Source organism: Streptomyces sp. NPDC029152, assembly GCF_055564355.1.
Genome location: NZ_JBVHWR010000015.1, coordinates 1 through 16982, shown reverse-complemented (window position 1 = coordinate 16982; position 16982 = coordinate 1). Strand labels below are relative to the sequence as shown.

Here is a 16982-nt window from a genome sequence, read left to right as displayed (position 1 = left end):
GGCCCCTTCACTTCGCCGCGGCCCGCGCACGGGCACAGGCCGCGCGCAGGCCGGGCAGGTCGATGAACTCGGTGTGGGTGCCGGCGGCGCCGCAGGCGAAGGCCCCGGACACCGATCCGGCCAGGACGCACTCCTCCACCGGCCGCCCCTCGAAGCGCGCGTGGAGGAACGCGGTGACGAAGGCGTCGCCGGCGCCGTTCGAGTCGACGACCGGCCGCTCCGGCCGCACGGCCGGGAAGTGGCGCGCCTCCGCCTCGCCCCGCACGAGCACGTGGCAGCCGTCCGCTCCGTCGGTGGCCACGACGAGGCGGGCCCGGCCCTCGTCGACGATGCCGTGCAGGACCTCCTGGAGCCGGTCGTGGACGGCCGCGGCGCTCATGAAGACGTAGTCGGAGGCCAGGGCGTAGGTGCGGTGGTGGGGGTTGACCCCGTCCCAGTCGTGCAGGTCGGTGGAGCTGGTCACCCCGAGCCGGTGGACGTCCTCGTACAGGTCGCGGTTGTGTCCCACGATGGAGAGGTGGACGTGGCGCGCCCGCTCCAGGTGGGGCAGGTAGAAGGAACGGGGCAGCCGGAGGTCCGCGGGGTGCCGGGAGTCGTAGAAGGAGAAGCGGCGGCCCTGGGCGTCGACCAGGTTGACGCCGCGCGGAGTGCCGTGCGGGGACACCACGTGGCTGAAGTCGAGACCGCGTTCGGCGTACGCGGCGAGCACCGCGTGACCCTGGGGATCGTCACCGAGGAAGTCGACGAACTTGGTGGCGAGGCCGAGGGCGTGCCAGCCCAGCGCCACGCCGTTGCCGGTGTGCGCCACGTAGTCGTACACCGGCGGCACGTGCAGCGAGTCGCCCGGGGGGACCTCCAGCTTCTCGACGCGGACGACGGTGTCCACGCCGGCTCCGCCGACCACCAGGACGTCGTAGGGGGAGGGGTTCATGTTCGGGTTCCTTCCGTGCCGGCCGCGGTGTCCTCGACCCGCTGCACCTGTCCGTTCTCCATGACCACCGCCGAGTCGATGTCCTGACCCGGGCGGACCGCGGCGCCGGGCAGCAGCACGCTGCGCCGCACCCGGGCGCCCGCCCCGACGCTGACACCGGGGAAGAGCACGCTGTGCTCCACCAGGCCGTCGTTGACGAGGTCCGCCGGGACCAACGACGCGACCACGCCCGGGGAGTCGGCCACCCAGCCGCGGTCCACCCCGGGCCGGACGGTCCTGGGCATCCGTTCGACCGGGAGTCCGGCCCGCGGCCCGCCGGACGCGAGCATCAGGTGCGCCCGGTGGTAGCGCTCGACGGTGCCGATGTCCTCCCAGTGGCCGGCGACCTCGTGACCGCGGATGTCCTCACCGCCCGCGAGCATCGCGGGGATGACGTCCCGGCTGATGTCGTGCTGCCAGTCGGTGCCGTCCAGCTTCTCCAGGTAGCGGTGCAGCATCGTGGCGTCGAAGACGCAGAAAGCGGCGAACACCAGGTCGCTGGTCGGTTCGGCGGGCTTCTCCACGAACTCGGTGAGCCGGCCCGCCCGGTCGAAGCGGACCATCCCGAACAGGTGGACCCAGCGCCGCTCGATCCGCTGGTAGGCGACGGTCAGGGCGGCGCCGGAGGCCCGGTGCTCCGCGATCAGCGGCCGGTAGTCGAAGCGGTAGACGTGGTCCGCGTGCAGCACCAGGACCTGCTCGCGGTCACCGCCGAAGACGTGCCCGGCCTTGCGGATCAGGGCGTCCGCGGTACCGCGCTCGGCCGGCCAGGTGCGTTCGGGCAGCTCGCGGGGGAGTCCGGCGCCCGCGGCCCGGTAGGCGTCGTCGTACGGCCCGAAGTGCACCCGGAAGCCCGGGTCGCGGTTCCACACCCGGTGCAGGTCGTCCATCAGCCGGCGTTCCTCGTACTGGGACAGCAGCAGTACTTCCCCCAGCCCCGAGTCACGCGCGTTGGCGAGGCTGAAGTCGATCAGGCGGCAGGCACCTCCGTACGGGACGAGCGGCTTCAGGCGCCCCTCGCCCAGCGGCCCCATGCGCCGCCCCTCGCCGCCCGCCAGCAGCACCGCGCGCACCCCTCCCCGCTCAGCCATGACGGGCCTCGTCCCAGGTGACCCGGCCGGAGGACAGCGTCAGCAGCAGCCGGGCCCCCGGCGCCAGCGGGGGCCCCTCGAACACGCCGGGCGCGGTACGGCGCAGCTCCCGCACCTCGGGCAGCGCCCGGACCGCGGTGCCGCGCCGGGCCGGGGTCACCAGCTCCACCCGCTCGGCGTGCGGCAGCCGGTACACCAGCCCGCCGCCGGTGACCGAGCACCGCTCACGCAGGCCGCGCACCTCCCCGGCGGTCACCGCGGTGGGGCAGCGGTCCACGATCCGTTCGCACGTGCCGAAGTCGGCCCGCTCCCAGGCCGCCTGGAAGAACCGCCGGGCGGCCGGGGCGTCGAGGGGCGCGCGGCGCGCGTACGCCGCCAGGTCGCCGTGGGCGAGGGCCGCCTCCTCGGTGATCTCCTCGTCCTTCAGCAGGTCGAACCAGCCGTGCCGCAGGGCGCGTTCGGCGGACAGCTCGGCCGGTTCGCCCCGCCACAGACGGCGGAACGCGGCGAGGTGCAGGTCCGCGCAGTGCTCCCAGGTGAACTGCCGGGCGACCGCCGCCGCGCGCCGGGACAGCTCGCGGTAGCGGGCCGGGTCGTCGGACCACAGCGCCACCGCCTCCCGGATGCGCGCGACGAGCGCGGCGGTGAGCAGGGGGTCGTCCTCGGCGAAGGAGCGGTTGACTGCGAGGCCGGTGGTCTCCGGTTCGGGCCGGGCGTGCCGGAAGTGCGCCGTCCCCTCCTGCGCGGTCGCGATGGGCACCGCCCCGCACACCATGGCCTCGCCCTGGGCGATGAGGAAGGTGTCCATCTCGAACTTGGAGGGGAACAGGCAGAAGTCGGCGGCCGACGCGTATTCGAACACCCGCCGCTCGTCCACCCGTTCCCACTCCAGGTGCAGCCGGCCCCGGTGCCGCTCGGCGATCTCGCGGAAGCAGGGGTCGTCGAGCGGGGCGCCGGAGATGCAGCGCACGACGAAGTTCGCGGCCAGACCGTCGCCCAGCACCCGGTCGACGGCGCGCATCAGCTCCAGCTGGCCCTTGTGGTGCAGGGCGTAGCGCGCGTTGTGGAAGAACGTCGGCAGCGCGGGATCCAGCCCCAGCCCGCCGAGCACCGCCGCCCGGTCCACCTCGCCCGGGTCCCGGGCGAGCCACTGGTCGGATATGGCGCAGCCCCCGACGAACATCTTGTGCGCGTTCTCCTTCACGGCCTGCGCCAGGGGCAGGTGCGCGAAGAGCGCCTCGAAGGGCGTGTCCCGGAAGGAGGTGTAGAAGTCGAGCTGGCCGGGCGAGAGGAAGTCGATCAGATCGGCGTTCTCCAGGACCAGTCGGTAGACGGCCACGTGGTCCGGCGGGTACTCGTAGTGCAGATGGGTCAGCTGCTGGTACTGGCGCACCGCTTCGAGGTCCGGTCCGGTCCGCGGGTGTTCCCGCGGCAGGCCGACCGGGGTGCCCAGGAGCTCCAGGAGGCGGCGGACCTCGGGCGCGTACACCTTCTTGGTGATCGGCATGTTGCTCTGCACCGTGCTGACGACGTGCTTCGTCGGGTCGTCGCGCAGCGCGGCCGGTACCAGGTAGTGGTAGAAGGGCTCGTGGGCGTGGACGATCGCCCGCTCCTCGCCGAACCAGTGGCGCAGGAAGCGCACACTGTCCACCTGGAACACCAGCGGCTTGAAGAAGACCAGGTCCCGGCCCTTGGCGGAGTACGGCGGGTAGAAGACGTCCGGGAGCCGGTCGAGGTGCTCGTTGGACAGGAAGTACAGGTCCACGCCGTCGAGGCGGATGCGGTGCGCGGTGGTGCGCACGGGCAGTCCGGTCTCGGCGGGGAAGCCGTGCCACACCTCCGGGTCGAGGACCAGCGGCAGCACGTACTCGTCCGAGTAGCCGAGGTCCTCCACCTCGTACCTGCCGCGCAGGTCGTCGAGTCTGCCGTGCGCGGGGGTGACGAGGGAGACCCGGTGCCCGCGGGCGGCGAACTCCCGGGAGAGGTTCCACAGGTACACCGAGGTGCCGCCCTGCAGGAAGGTGTGGTCGAAGCCGCAGCATTCGAAGTAGGTCTCGATGATGTGCATCGGGGGCTCGGTCACGTTCACGTCCTTGCTGGAAGGGTCGGGGCCGGGGTGCGGGCGCCGAGCGCGAGGGCGTGGCGCAGGTCGATCGCGGCGTGGTAGGGACGGGCGTGGTCGATGTTGTAGGCGAGTTCGTGCAGCAGCCGGCCCAGGTACAGCAGCCGGCGCAGGGGGTCGTCCGCCGTGCGTCCGAGGAGCAGCCGCAGCACGTGCGCCCGCCAGACGTCGGCGGCGTGGAAGACCGGGCGCAGCACGGCGCTCGACCCGGGCGGCCGGTCGCCGGCGCCGTCCAGCGCGCCCCGCATCGTCTCCATGGAGTCGACGCCGAGGCGCCGCGCGCTCTCGAAGGCCGCCTCGTCGGCGGTGAAGTACTCCAGGGCGCGCTGGACGGCGACCAGGTCCTGGACCGGCGACTGTGCGGCCCAGCCCGCCTCGCCGGGGCCGAGGGCGGGGGTGGACATGTCGATGACGTTCATCGACCAGCCTCCGTCGTCGCGCGGCCGGCACAGCAGGTGGGACAGGTGCAGGTCGCCGTGGCACGGCCCCGAGGGGAACCCCGCCGCAGCGGCGTCGAAGGCGCTCCGCAGCGCGGCGGCCTCCTGCCGCAGGGCCGCGAAGGCGGCGGTGCGCGGAGCCTCGGGCAGGTCGATGCCCGCCGGGGCCAGCGCGGCCGTGCGGGCGGTGGCCCGGGCCAGCATCTCCCGTACCGGGTACGGAGGCACGGGACCCCGGCCGAGCCGGCCGGCCAGGTCGCGGTGGAAGCCGGCCAGGAAGCGCCCGGCGTCGCGCAGGTTGTCCGCGAGCGGGCGCAGGTGCGCCCGCACGACGTCGTCGAGGGAGCCGGGGGTCCGTCCGCCGGTCACCTTCGGCCACAGGGACCGCAGGCTGTGCCTCAGCGGCAGGTCGATCCCGTCTCCGGGGGCGTACCGGTAGAACACGCCCAACGGGCGGTGGGTGCCGTCCGCGGGGTCGACGTAGGTGTAGTCGCCCGCCCAGTCGGGGGTGCGGCCGGTCCGGTTCATCAGCCGCAGGAGTTCCGGCTCCCGGACGGTCTCGTCCAGCCGCCGGTAGGTCTTGTGGACGTAGGCCGTCCCGTCGTTCTCCACCAAGGACAGCACGTTGGAGGACCAGCCCCGCTCGAACGGCAGCCGGCGCACCGAGCGCGCGGTGAGTCCCGCGCCGCGGAAGAGCACCCGGCCGCCCCGGGCGGTGGGCAGCCGGCGTCCGGCGCAGACCGCGTCCAGCACGGCGGAGTCGAACTCGACGCCGCCGTGCGCCTCTTCGGCGCCGTCCCCCGCGGGCGCGGGCCGCACCGGCACGAAGTAACGCCGTCCCGACGCCGGTCCGCCGACGGCGGCCACGACCAGCAGGCGGGCGGTGGCGCCGAGGTCCGCGTGGTCGACGCACTCGAAGCGCTCGGCCCGCCGGCCGCCCTCGGGCATCCACGGGGCGGTGCGCAGTAAGGGGCCCAGATCGTCGTTTCTCAACATGCCAGACTCAACTTCCGGTCATCTCGTAGCGGTTGACGCCGCGGCGCCAGACGGTCAGCGCGAGGGCCAGGGCGCCGGCGGTCACCACGGGCAGCCAGCCGAGCAGACCGGTGCGGCCGGTCAGCAGGTAGACGCAGGGCACGTAGGCGGTGAAGGCGAAGGGCAGGACCCAGGTGAGCAGGGCCTTCAGCGAGGGGTGGTAGACGTCCAGGGGGTAGGCGGAGAACTCCGACACCTGGCCGGCCGCGTACATCGCGGGCATGCTCGTCACCGTCCAGAAGGACAGGGAGGCGAAGAGCAGCTTCACCGAGGTGTGCAGCAGCGCCCCGCACAGCACCAGCACGGGCGCCAGCACCCACTGCGCGGGGCTGAGCGACAGGCCGAGCTCGCTTCCCGCGTATCCCACCAGGACGGCGCCGACGACGAGTTCGCCGAGCCCGTCGGGGTGGAAGAAGCGCTCCGACAGCAGGGAGAACAGCGGGTCGACCGGCCGGACGAGGTAGCGGTAGAACTCCCCGCGCTGGACCAGTTTGCGGCCCAGTTCCCACAACTGGTCGGTGAAGAGGTGGTCGAGCCCGCGCGGCAGCAGGGAGAACCCCAGCAGGAACAGCACCTCGTGGTACGACCAGCCGCCCACGACGGGGACCTGCCGGAAGACGAGGCCGACGACCGCCGTCTGGATGCCGACCCGTACCAGGAAGGCGCCCGCGCCGAGCACGAAGTCCGTGCGGTAGGCCGCCAGCCGGTGCAGACCGACCCCGCCCAGGAACCAGGCCAGCCGCAGGTACCGCGCCGTGGTGCGCGTCATCCGCCGAGCACCTCCAGCCGGCCGAGGGCGGTGCGCCACAGCGCGGCGCACAGCAGCGACAGCCCGGCCGTCCAGGCCGCCTGCTGGGCGAGCAGCCCGGCGGCGTCCGTCCAGCCGTCGTAGCGGCCGAGCAACAGGGTCAGCGGACCGTCGACCATGCCGCGGAAGGGCAGGGCCTTCGCGAGCGCGGCCAGCGGCTCCGGCATCAGCGCGAGGGGCACGAGCTGTCCGGCGAAGAAGGCGACGACGCTCTGCTTGACCATCCGCACGCCCCAGGTGTTGGTGGTGAGGAAACCGGTCATGCCGGTCAGCAGGTTCACGCAGAACGCCAGCAGCACCGACAGGGCGGTGGAGACGGCGAACAGCAGCAGGTCCGCCGGCCGGGGCGCGGTGAGCGGGACGAGCAGCGCGAACAGGCCGAGGACCGGCAGGCCGACCAGGACGGCGTTGGCCCCCACCACGGGCAGGCAGGCGAAGAACCGCATCACCGGGTAGCTGACGGGACGCACCAGCATGACCGCGACGTCACCCCGGTACACCTCGGCGGCGACCTCGTCGTCCACCCGGTTGGTGTGCAGCACCTGCAGGATCTGGGCCACCAGCAGGTAGGTGGTGATGTCCTCCGCGGTGAACCCGCCGGGCCCGCGGCCGGGGGTGCCCGCGTACACGGCACGCCACAGGAAGACGGTCACCGCCGCGCCGGCGGCCGCGGTCACCGCGGTCATCGCGAACATCGAGCGGTACTGCAGCAGGGACTGCAGGCCGCTGGTGGCGAACGGCGCGTAGCGGCGCAGGCGGGCGGTCATGCGGCACCGCCGGCCGTGCGGCCGCTCCCGTCGGGTGTGTCACCGGGAACGCGTGCGCGGCCGTAGATCCTGCGGAGCACGTCCTCCAGGCCGGGTTCGGGGGCGTACCAGTCCGCGAGGTCGAAACGGTCCAGGAGGAAGGTGAGGACCTGCCGGGAGGTGTAGCGGCCGGTCGGGTAGTCGACGCGGATGCGGCCGCCGTCGTCCGGTGTCGCGCGCACGCCCGGCAGGCCGGCCTCGATGCGGGCGCGGACGGTACCGGCCGCGGTGCCGTCCCGGTGGTCGAAGACGACCGAGCGGTGGTCGGCGGTGCGCAGCAGGTCCTTCAGGGTCCCCTGGTGCACGACCCGGCCGTGGTCGACGACCAGGGCGCTGTCGCAGATCGCGGCGATGTCGGCGATGTCGTGGCTGGTGAGCACCACGGTGGTGCCCAGCTCCCGGTGGGCGCGGTTGACCAGGTGGCGCACCGCGTCCTTGAGCACCATGTCGAGGCCGATGGTGGGCTCGTCCCAGAACAGGACGGCGGGGTCGTGCAGCAGACTCGCCGCGATCTCGGCACGCATGCGCTGGCCGAGGCTCAGCTGCCGTACGGGGGTCGAACCCAGCGCGTCGATGTCGAGGAGCTCCCGGAACAGGTCCAGGTTGCGCCGGTAGACCGGTGCGGGGATGTCGTAGATGCGGCGCAGGATGCGGAAGGAGTCCGGCACCGACAGGTCCCACCACAGCTGGCTGCGCTGGCCGAAGACGACGCCGATGGTGCGGGCGTTGCGCTGCCGGTGCCGGTACGGCTCCAGGCCGGCGACCGTGCAGCGGCCGGAGGTGGGGGTCATGATGCCGGTCAGCATCTTGATCGTGGTCGACTTGCCGGCCCCGTTGGCGCCGATGTAGGCCGTCCTGGTACCGGCCGGTATCTCGAAGGAGACGTCGTCGACCGCGCGCACCACGCGGTGGCGGCGGGTGAGGAGGGTGGAGAGGCTGCCGAGCAGGCCGGGTCTGCGTTCGGCCAGCCGGAACTCCTTGACGAGGTGTTCCGCCACGATCACGCGATCACCCGCTCGACGGCCTTCTCCAGCAGCCGCAGGCCTTCCTCGAGCAGGGCTTCGTCGAGGGTGAACGGCGGGGCCAGACGCAGGACGTGACCTCCGAGGGAGGTGCGCAGTCCCAGGTCGAGGGCCGTGGTGTAGACGGCCTGGGCCGTCTCCGGCGCGGGTGTGCGGGCGGCGGGACCGGTGACGAACTCCAGGCCCCACAGCAGTCCGAGGCCGCGTACCTGGCCCAGCCGGTCGAAGCGGGACTCCAGGACCCGCAGACGGTCCTCCATGATCTCGCCGAGGACGCGTACGCGGTCGATCAGCCGGTCGCGCTCGACGACCTCGAGCGTGGCGCGGGCGGCGGCGATGCCCAGCGGGTTGCTCGCGTACGTCGAGGCGTACGCCCCCGGGGTGGCCGCTTCCGGCCTGCGCAGCAGCTCCGCACGGCCGGCGAGGACGGCGAACGGGAACCCGCTCGCGGTGCCCTTGGACAGCATCGCCAGGTCCGGTTCGATGCCGAAGAGGTCACTGGCGAGGAAGGCCCCCGTGCGTCCGCCGCCGGTGAGCACCTCGTCCGCGACGAGCAGGACGCCGCCGTCCCGGCAGGCGTCCGCGATGCGTTCCCAGTAGCCCGGCGGCGGCACGATGACCCCCGCCGCGCCGAGGACGGGCTCGAAGACCAGCGCGGAGACGTTGGGCTTCTCGGCGATGTGCCGGCGCACCAGCGTCGCGCAGCGCACGTCGCACGACGGGTACTCCAGCCCCAGGGGACAGCGGTAGCAGTAAGGGCTGTAGCCCAGCACGCTGTTGCCGCTGAACGCCTGGTGGCCGATGTCCCAGTGCACGAGCATCCGGGCGCCCATGGTCTTGCCGTGGAAGCCGTGCCGCAGGGCGCCGATCCGGTTGCGTCCCGGCGGCGCGGTCGCCTGGACGACCCGCAGGGCGGCCTCGACCACCTCCGCGCCGGTGGAGAAGAACGCGTAGGTGTCGAGCCGCTCGGGCAGCAGCCTGGCGAGCAGGTCCAGCAGGTCGGCGCGGTCCGGTGTGGCACTGTCGTGGACGTTCCACAAGCGGTGGGCCTGGGCGGTGAGCGCCTCGACCACCTCCGGGTGCCCGTGACCCAGGGACTGGGTGAGGGTGCCGGCGGCGAAGTCGAGGTACTGGTTGCCGTCGAGATCGGTCAGCACGGGGCCGCGCCCCTCGGCGAACACCCGGCGTCCGTGGACGGCTTCCTCGGAAGCGCCCGGCGCCAGACGCCGGGCCTCCCGTGCCAGGTGCTGAGTCTGCCGTAAACCTGTCATCGCTGTCCCTGCTCGTCGGACCGGCTGCACGCGATCGCCGGCGAACTGCGGTGTGACGCACCACGGTTGGCGGTTCGGCTTGAGTCAAACACTTGAACACAGACGACTGCAAGGCTTTGCGGATCGTTTCAGAAACTTGTTGCGGACGGTCGCGGCAGTCTGCTTGAGTCGGTGTGCCCACGGCGACGCCACGCCTCTCATGCGAGGAGAGACCTGTGAGAAAACGCCCCCAGACCAGCCCGCCTCCGCGGAGGCCGCGGTGAAGGCCCTGGTCCTGGCAGGTGGAACCGGCAGCAGACTGAGGCCCTTCACGCACACCGGCGCCAAGCAGCTGCTCCCCATCGCCAACAGACCCGTGCTGTTCTACGCGCTGGACTCCCTCGCCGCGGCGGGCATCGGGGAAGTCGGCGTCGTCGTGGGGTCGCACGGCCGCGAGATCCGCGAACTGACCGGAGACGGAACGGAGTTCGGGTTACGCATCACCTACCTGCACCAGCCCCGCCCGCTCGGCCTCGCGCACGCGGTGCGCATCGCCCGCGGCTTCCTCGGGGACGACGACTTCCTGCTGTACCTGGGCGACAACTACCTCCCGCAGGGCGTCACCGACTTCGTGCGTCTCGCCGCCGCCGACGCCGCGGCGGCCCGGCTGCTGCTGACCCCCGTCGCGGACCCCTCCGCGTTCGGAGTCGCGGAGGTCGACACCGAAGGGAACGTGCTGCGCCTGGAGGAGAAGCCCGGCACCCCGCGCAGCGCGCTCGCCCTCATCGGCGTGTACGCCTTCAGCCCGGCCGTGCACGAGGCGGTACGCGCCATCTCCCCCTCCGCCCGCGGCGAACTGGAGATCACCCACGCCGTGCAGTGGATGGTCGACCAAGGGCTGCGCGTGCGCGCCGAGACCACCACCCGGCCCTGGCGCGACACCGGCAGCGCGGAGGACATGCTGGAGGTCAACCGCCACGTCCTCGACGGGCTGGAGGGCCGGATCGAGGGCAAGGTCGACGCGCACAGCACGCTGGTCGGCCGGGTCCGGGTGGCCGAGGGCGCGGTCGTGCGCGGGTCACGCGTCGTCGGCCCGGTGGTCATCGGCGCGGGCGCCGTCGTCAGCAACTCCAGCGTCGGCCCGTACACCTCCATCGGTGAGGAGTGCCGGGTCGAGGACAGTGCCATCGAGTACTCCGTCCTGCTGCGCGGCGCGCAGGTGGAGGGGGCCTGCCGCATCGAGGCGTCCCTCATCGGCCGCGGCGCCGTCGTGGGCCCGGCCCCCCGTCTTCCGCAAGCCCACCGTCTGGTGATCGGCGACCACAGCAAGGTGTACCTCACCCCATGAGCGCAGCGATCCTCGTCACCGGCGGGGCGGGTTTCATCGGCTCCGCCTACGTCCGCCGTCTCCTGTCGCCCGGAGGGCCGGGAGGCACGGCGGTGACCGTCCTCGACAAACTCACCTACGCCGGCAGCCTCGCACGCCTCCACGCGGTGCGCGACCACCCCGACCTCACCTTCGTCCAGGGCGACGTGTGCGACGCGTCCCTGGTCGACGCGCTGGCCGGACGCCACGACCAGATCGTGCACTTCGCCGCCGAGTCGCACGTCGACCGTTCCATCGCCGACAGCGGTGCCTTCGCCCGCACCAACGTGCTGGGCACCCAGGTGCTGCTCGACGCCGCGCTCCGCCACGGCGTGCGCACCTTCGTGCACGTCTCCACCGACGAGGTGTACGGCTCCCTCCCGCGGGGAGCGGCCAAGGAGGACGACCCCCTGCGGCCCACCTCGCCGTACGCGGCGTCGAAGGCCGCCTCCGACCTGATCGCCCTGGCCCACCACCGCACGCACGGGCTGGACGTCCGGGTGACCCGCTGCTCGAACAACTTCGGACCCCACCAGCATCCGGAGAAGCTCATCCCGCACTTCCTGGCCCGCATCCTGTCCGGGGGCTCCGTCCCGCTCTACGGCGACGGACGGTACGAACGTGACTGGCTGCACGTCGACGACCACGTCCGGGCCGTCGAACTCGTCCGGCTGTCGGGCCGGCCGGGGGAGATCTACAACATCGGGGGCGGCACCGCACTGTCCAACCTGGAGCTCACGCACCGGCTGCTCGCCCTGTGCGGAGCGGGCCCCGAGCGGATCGAGCACGTCGAGGACCGCAAGGGGCACGACCGGCGCTACGCGGTCGACCACAGCAAGATCACCGAGGAACTGGGGTACCGGCCCCGCACCGACTTCGAGACCGCCCTGGTCAAGACCGCCCAGTGGTACGAGCGCCACGCGGACTGGTGGCGTCCGCTGCTCGCGTCCGCATGACGACGGGCCGGACCGGGACCGCCGGACCCCGTCCCCGGCACGCCGCGGCGCGCCGGGGACGGGCGGCGGCCGGCGGGTCAGCGCTGGTCCGGCGAGCGCTGCCCGCCCCGCGGACCGGCGGCGGTGGACCCCCGGACCACCAGTTCCGGCATGAGGACGAACTCGGTGCGCGGCGGCGGCGTTCCGGACATCTCCTCCAGCAGCGCGTCCACGGCGATCTGCCCCATCGCCCTGACGGGCTGTCTGATCGTGGTCAGCGGAGGGTCGGTGAAGGCGATGAGCGGCGAGTCGTCGAAGCCGACCACCGAGAGGTCGCCGGGAACCGCCAGCCCGCGCTGCCGCGCTGCCCGGACGGCGCCGAGGGCCATCATGTCGCTGGCGCACACGACGGCCGTGCAGCCCCTGTCGATCAGCGCGCCCGCCGCGGCCTGACCGCCCTCCAGGGAGAACAGCGAGTGCTGGATCAGCTCCCCGGTCTCCTGCTCCGGCATCCCCAGATGCTCGTGCAGGCCCGTGCGGAACCCCTCGATCTTGCGCTGCACCGGCACGAAGCGCTCCGGCCCGAGCGCGAGCCCGATGCGCTCGTGCCCCAGCTCGGCCAGATGCGCCACGGCCAGACGCATGGCGGCCCGGTCGTCCGGGGAGACGAAGGGCGCCTCGATCCGGGGGGAGAACCCGTTGACCAGCACGAAGGGCACGTGCTGTCGACGCAGCCGGTCGTAGCGCCCGGTGTCGGCGGTGGTGTCGGCGTGCAGCCCGGAGACGAAGACGATGCCGGCCACCCCGCGGCTCACGAGCATCTCGGTGAGTTCGTCCTCGGTCGAACCCCCCGGCGTCTGCGTGGCCAGGACGGGCGTGTACCCCCGGCGCGTGAGCGCCTGCCCCATCACTTCGGCCAGCGCGGGGAAGACGGGGTTGTCCAGCTCCGGGGTGATCAGGCCGACCAGCTCCGCACGACGCTGCCGCGACGGGTACTCGTACCCCAGGGTGTCGAGTGCGGCGAGCACGGAGTCGCGGGTGTCCGTGGCCACGCCGCGCGCGCCGTTGAGCACGCGGCTGACCGTGGCCTTGCTGACGCCCGCCTGGGCTGCGATGTCGGCGAGCCGCGTGGTCATGGCAGGGCACTTTACCCGTCGGCCGCCACCGTGCCCACCGCGTGGGAGGACCCGGTCCGCGGCAGTGACCGGTCGTGCGCGGGCCACGGCGCGGCGCGGCGGACGGGCGACCGGGGCCGGGGAGAGGCTCCGCAGCCGGCCCTGGTCGGGGCTGCGGGGCGGCACGAAGGCTGCGGAGCCCCGGCTGGAGCCCGGTCCGGCGGCCCGGGCGCGTGGACCCGGACGACTGTCGGGGCCTCCGGGCCGCCGGACCGGACGGTGATTGAACGTAACACCTCTGAAATTCTTACGAAAGACTTTGCAGAGCATCAATCGGCTCCCGTGCCAGTGACATTGAGGTTTCCAGGGGGAGAACCAAGAGCCCCGTCATGAAGGGTTGACCGATGCCGAAGGGGCTCGTACGGTCTCGATCGCAACAACTTGCTGAGTGTTTCAGCAAGGATCCCCGCAGGCCTGCCGGGCAAGGCGCGTTGCTGCGTGAAGGCCTCTCATCCGCATCAGGTGGATCAGGAGGAACTATGGCCAACAAGACCGTGGCCACTGCACTCGCCCTCGTGGCGGGAGCCGCCGTGGTCGTCACGGCACCCGGAACCGCGCAGGCGGACCCGCCCGGCGACAAGGACGTCACCGCCGTGATGTTCGAGTGGAACTTCACCTCCGTCGCCAAGGCCTGTACCGACGACCTCGGGCCGGCCGGATACGGCTACGTGCAGGTGTCGCCGCCGAACGAGCGGGTGCAGGGCCCGCAGTGGTGGACCGCGTACCAGCCCGTCAGCTACAAGATCGCCACGAAACTGGGCGACCGCGACGCCTTCAAGAACATGGTCGACACGTGCCACGCCGCCGGGGTCAAGGTCGTCGCGGACACGGTGATCAACCACATGGCCAACAGTGCGGGCACCGGGACAGGGGGATCCTCCTACAGCAAGTACGACTACCCCGGCCTGTACTCCAAGTCCGACATGGACGACTGCACGAGGGACATCGACAACTACGGGGACAGCTGGAACGTCCACCACTGTGAACTGTCAGGCCTGCCCGACCTGGACACCGGCGAGGAGCACGTCCGCAGGACGATCGCCGGATACCTGAACGACCTGCTGTCCCTCGGCGTGGACGGCTTCCGCATCGACGCGGCCAAGCACATCCCGCCGGGCGACCTCGCCGACATCAAGGGCCGGCTCGGCGATCCGGGCGTCTACTGGAAGCAGGAGACCATCGGGGCGCCCGGCGAGGCCGTCCAGCCCGGCCAGTACACCGGCACCGGGGACGTCCAGGAGTTCTCCTTCGCCAAGGACCTGAAGCGCGTCTTCACCGGCGAGAAGCTGGCGTACCTGAAGAACTTCGGGGAGGCCTGGGGCTACGTCCCCAGCGGCAAGGCCGCCACCTTCGTGACCAACCACGACACGGAGCGCCACAACACGACGCTGACCTACAAGGACGGAGCCCGCTACACCCTCGCCCACGTCTTCATGCTGGCCTGGCCCTACGGCTCACCGGACGTCCACTCCGGCTACGAGTTCGGCAACGACGCGGGCGGTCCCGACAACGGTCAGGTCAAAGCCTGCTACACCGACGGATGGAAGTGCCAGCACGCCTGGCGCGAGATCGCCGGCATGGTCAAGTTCCGCAACACCGCGGGCAGCGCCGCGGTGACCAACTGGTGGGACAACGGCAACAACGCCATCGCCTTCGGCCGCGGCAGCAAGGCCTACGTCGCGATCAACCACGAGTCCGGCCCGCTGACCCGCACCTTCCAGACGTCGCTGCCCTCCGGCACCTACTGCGACGTCCAGAGCGGCAAGGCCGTCACCGTGAACGGCTCCGGGCAGTTCACCGCGACCCTCGGCGCCGACACGGCCCTCGCCCTGCACACGGGGGCGACCAGCTGCGACCCCGGTCCCGGCCCGGACCCGGACCCCGAGGCCAAGGCCGGCGCCTCGTTCAGCGTCGACGCCACCACCGTCTGGGGCGAGAACATCTACGTCACCGGCGACAACGCCGCGCTCGGCAACTGGAACCCCGCCGCCGCGCTCAAGCTCGATCCGGCGGCCTACCCCGTGTGGAAGCTGGACGTCGCCCTCCCGGCCGGCACCTCCTTCGCGTACAAGTACCTCCGCAAGGACGCCTCCGGCAAGGTCACCTGGGAGAGCGGCGCCAACCGCACCGCCACCGTCCCGTCCAGCGGCAAGACACTGCTGAGCGACACCTGGCGCAGCTGAACCAGGGAAACGCTCCGTCTCGCCGACCGAAGGACCGCCCGGTTCGCCCCCCCCGACGGCGCACCGGGCGGCCCGCCTCGTCCGCGGCGGCTCCCGCCGCCGCGTGCCGGGCGGACCGTCCCGTTCGACCGGTGAGGAGAAGAAAGGCCCCATGACCGGTTTACCGTCCCGGCGCAGAACCGCCCGGTTGTCGGCCGTCGCACTGTTCCTGTCCGTGCTGCCGGCCCTCCCGTCCACCACACCGTCCGCGGAGGCCGCGACCTCGCGGCCGCCGTCCGATCACGCGCTCGCCCGCACACCGGCGCGGCCCGCCCCGTCGCGCGAGCAGTTCTACCTGGTGCTGCCCGACCGCTTCGCCAACGGGACAGCCTCCAACGACAGGGGCGGCCTGACCGGCGGCCGCTCGCAGACCGGCTACGACCCGACCGACAAGCATTTCTACCAGGGGGGTGACCTGAGGGGCCTGATCAAGAAGCTCGACTACATCAAGGGCCTGGGCACCACCGCCCTCTGGATGACCCCGGTCTTCAAGAACCGGCCCGTGCAGACCATGGGCGGCACCCGGATGGCCAGTTACCACGGCTACTCCATCACCGACTTCACCCGGGTCGATCCGCACTTCGGCACCGACGCCGAACTGGCGGAACTCGTCGACAAGGCCCACGCCAAGGGCATGAAGGTCTTCTTCGACGTCATCACCAACCACACCGCCGACACCGTCGACTACGCGGAGAAGACGTACGGATACCGCTCCAAGGGCGCGTTCCCCTATCTGGACACCGAGGGACGCCCCTTCGACGACAGCGCCGGTATGCGCGAGGTCGACGAGGACGGCTTCCCGTACACGCCGCGCCCCCGCCCCGGCGAGCACGACACCAAGGTGCCGGCGTGGCTGAACGACCCCACGATGTACCACAACCGGGGCGACTCCACCTTCGCCGGCGAGAGCGCCCTGTACGGCGACTTCAAGGGCAACGACGACCTGTGGACCGAACGGCCCGAGGTCGTCGAGGGCATGCGGCGGATCTACGAGACGTGGGTGCGGGACTTCGGCATCGACGGCTTCCGCGTCGACACGGCGAAGAACGTCGACATGGCCTTCTGGACCCAGTGGGCCACGGCGCTGGACGCCTACGCGGCCCGGCAGGGGAAGCGGGACTTCTTCATCTTCGCGGAGGCCTTCTCCGCCGACCCCGTCGTCATGGCGCCCTACCTGACCGAGGGCCGGCTCGACGGCACGCTCGACTTCCCGCTGCAGGCCGCGCTCCGCAACTACGCGTCGCGCGGCGGTCCCACGCGCGACCTCACGCACGTCCTGGCCCAGGACCACCGCTACACCACGGACAAGGCCGACGCCTACGGCGAGGTGACTTTCCTCGGCAGCCACGACATGGGGCGCATCGGGAGCTTCGTCAGCCAGGACAACCCGGGCGCGGGCGATGCCGAGCTGCTGCGCCGTGACCGGTTCGCGCACGAGCTGATGTTCCTGTCGCGGGGCAATCCGGTGATCTACGCGGGTGACGAACAGGGCTTCACCGGATCGGCAGACGATGTGTACGCCCGGCAGACGTTGTTCGCGTCGAGGGTTCCGGAGTACCTGGACGACGACCAGATCGGCACGGAGCGTACGCATGCCTTGGACGCGTACGACCCGGCGCATCCGTTGTACCGGGCGATCGCGAGGCTGTCGGAGTTGACGGGGCGTCATCCGGCGTTGCGTGACGGTGTGCAGGAGGAGCGGTACGCGGACGACGGTCCGGGTGTGTACGCGTTCTCGCGCAC

The 16982-nt window shown here is 72.0% G+C and carries 13 protein-coding genes; 4 read left to right on the top strand and 9 right to left on the bottom strand.

Features of this window, described 5'->3' with window-relative positions; translation table 11 throughout:
- Positions 1 to 7 precede the first annotated feature (7 nt).
- From ACZ4V6_RS27455 to ACZ4V6_RS27420, 8 genes are read right to left on the bottom strand one after another with little or no spacing between them, the layout of a single operon-like run.
- Positions 8 to 931 (bottom strand): carbohydrate kinase family protein, encoded by a 924-nt coding sequence (locus tag ACZ4V6_RS27455; RefSeq protein ID WP_467832524.1) that lies wholly within the window; start codon positions 929 to 931, stop codon positions 8 to 10.
- Complete coding sequence (locus ACZ4V6_RS27450) at positions 928 to 2061, bottom strand: sugar phosphate nucleotidyltransferase (RefSeq protein ID WP_467832521.1); 1134 nt, start codon at positions 2059 to 2061, stop codon at positions 928 to 930. Before ACZ4V6_RS27450 ends, ACZ4V6_RS27455 begins: the two co-directional genes overlap by 4 nt.
- On the bottom strand, positions 2054 to 4144 hold the full coding sequence (locus ACZ4V6_RS27445) for a glycogen/starch synthase (RefSeq protein ID WP_467832519.1): 2091 nt from the start codon (positions 4142 to 4144) through the stop codon (positions 2054 to 2056). Before ACZ4V6_RS27445 ends, ACZ4V6_RS27450 begins: the two co-directional genes overlap by 8 nt.
- Before the next feature lie 2 nt (positions 4145 to 4146).
- The gene (locus tag ACZ4V6_RS27440; RefSeq protein WP_467832517.1) at positions 4147 to 5616 is read right to left on the bottom strand and encodes a phosphotransferase; all 1470 of its coding nucleotides are present in this window, start codon (positions 5614 to 5616) and stop codon (positions 4147 to 4149) included.
- A gap of 7 nt (positions 5617 to 5623) precedes the next feature.
- Positions 5624 to 6424: an ABC transporter permease gene (locus tag ACZ4V6_RS27435; RefSeq protein ID WP_467832515.1), complete on the bottom strand. Its 801-nt coding sequence runs from the start codon at positions 6422 to 6424 to the stop codon at positions 5624 to 5626.
- The gene (locus ACZ4V6_RS27430) at positions 6421 to 7230 is read right to left on the bottom strand and encodes an ABC transporter permease (protein ID WP_467832511.1); all 810 of its coding nucleotides are present in this window, start codon (positions 7228 to 7230) and stop codon (positions 6421 to 6423) included. Before ACZ4V6_RS27430 ends, ACZ4V6_RS27435 begins: the two co-directional genes overlap by 4 nt.
- On the bottom strand, positions 7227 to 8273 hold the full coding sequence (locus tag ACZ4V6_RS27425; protein ID WP_467832507.1) for an ABC transporter ATP-binding protein: 1047 nt from the start codon (positions 8271 to 8273) through the stop codon (positions 7227 to 7229). Before ACZ4V6_RS27425 ends, ACZ4V6_RS27430 begins: the two co-directional genes overlap by 4 nt.
- Positions 8270 to 9562 carry an aspartate aminotransferase family protein gene (locus ACZ4V6_RS27420; protein WP_467832504.1) on the bottom strand — a complete coding sequence of 431 codons (1293 nt, stop codon included), beginning with the start codon at positions 9560 to 9562 and terminating at the stop codon, positions 8270 to 8272. Before ACZ4V6_RS27420 ends, ACZ4V6_RS27425 begins: the two co-directional genes overlap by 4 nt.
- 259 nt (positions 9563 to 9821) lie before the next feature.
- Between ACZ4V6_RS27420 and ACZ4V6_RS27415 the strand changes: the two genes are divergently transcribed.
- On the top strand, positions 9822 to 10889 hold the full coding sequence (locus ACZ4V6_RS27415) for a glucose-1-phosphate thymidylyltransferase (RefSeq protein ID WP_467832500.1): 1068 nt from the start codon (positions 9822 to 9824) through the stop codon (positions 10887 to 10889).
- On the top strand, positions 10886 to 11863 hold the full coding sequence (gene rfbB, locus ACZ4V6_RS27410; protein WP_467832497.1) for a dTDP-glucose 4,6-dehydratase: 978 nt from the start codon (positions 10886 to 10888) through the stop codon (positions 11861 to 11863). The genes ACZ4V6_RS27415 and rfbB overlap by 4 nt, the downstream gene beginning before the upstream one ends.
- Before the next feature lie 77 nt (positions 11864 to 11940).
- Here rfbB and ACZ4V6_RS27405 read toward each other — a convergent pair whose 3' ends face one another.
- Positions 11941 to 12978 carry a LacI family DNA-binding transcriptional regulator gene (locus ACZ4V6_RS27405; protein WP_467832495.1) on the bottom strand — a complete coding sequence of 346 codons (1038 nt, stop codon included), beginning with the start codon at positions 12976 to 12978 and terminating at the stop codon, positions 11941 to 11943.
- A 518-nt stretch (positions 12979 to 13496) separates the two neighbouring features.
- On the opposite strand from ACZ4V6_RS27405, the gene ACZ4V6_RS27400 reads away from it, so the two are divergent.
- Both ACZ4V6_RS27400 and ACZ4V6_RS27395 read left to right on the top strand, forming a co-directional pair.
- A complete protein-coding gene (locus ACZ4V6_RS27400) occupies positions 13497 to 15200 on the top strand; it encodes a carbohydrate-binding module family 20 domain-containing protein (RefSeq protein WP_467832492.1) in 1704 nt (567 codons plus the stop codon).
- Between the two features lie 151 nt (positions 15201 to 15351).
- Positions 15352 to 16982 (top strand): alpha-amylase family glycosyl hydrolase (locus tag ACZ4V6_RS27395; protein WP_467832489.1); only part of this gene is annotated, 1631 nt, incomplete at its 3' end.

What these genes read in the sequence shown, in the direction of transcription:
- ACZ4V6_RS27455 (WP_467832524.1), bottom strand. Translation starts at nt 931, where the DNA reads ATGAACCCCTCCCCCTACGACGTCCTGGTGGTCGGCGGAGCCGGCGTG.
- ACZ4V6_RS27450 (WP_467832521.1), bottom strand. Translation starts at nt 2,061, where the DNA reads ATGGCTGAGCGGGGAGGGGTGCGCGCGGTGCTGCTGGCGGGCGGCGAG.
- ACZ4V6_RS27440 (WP_467832517.1), bottom strand. Translation starts at nt 5,616, where the DNA reads ATGTTGAGAAACGACGATCTGGGCCCCTTACTGCGCACCGCCCCGTGG.
- ACZ4V6_RS27435 (WP_467832515.1), bottom strand. Translation starts at nt 6,424, where the DNA reads ATGACGCGCACCACGGCGCGGTACCTGCGGCTGGCCTGGTTCCTGGGC.
- ACZ4V6_RS27430 (WP_467832511.1), bottom strand. Translation starts at nt 7,230, where the DNA reads ATGACCGCCCGCCTGCGCCGCTACGCGCCGTTCGCCACCAGCGGCCTG.
- ACZ4V6_RS27420 (WP_467832504.1), bottom strand. Translation starts at nt 9,562, where the DNA reads ATGACAGGTTTACGGCAGACTCAGCACCTGGCACGGGAGGCCCGGCGT.
- rfbB (WP_467832497.1), top strand. Translation starts at nt 10,886, where the DNA reads ATGAGCGCAGCGATCCTCGTCACCGGCGGGGCGGGTTTCATCGGCTCC.
- ACZ4V6_RS27405 (WP_467832495.1), bottom strand. Translation starts at nt 12,978, where the DNA reads ATGACCACGCGGCTCGCCGACATCGCAGCCCAGGCGGGCGTCAGCAAG.
- ACZ4V6_RS27400 (WP_467832492.1), top strand. Translation starts at nt 13,497, where the DNA reads ATGGCCAACAAGACCGTGGCCACTGCACTCGCCCTCGTGGCGGGAGCC.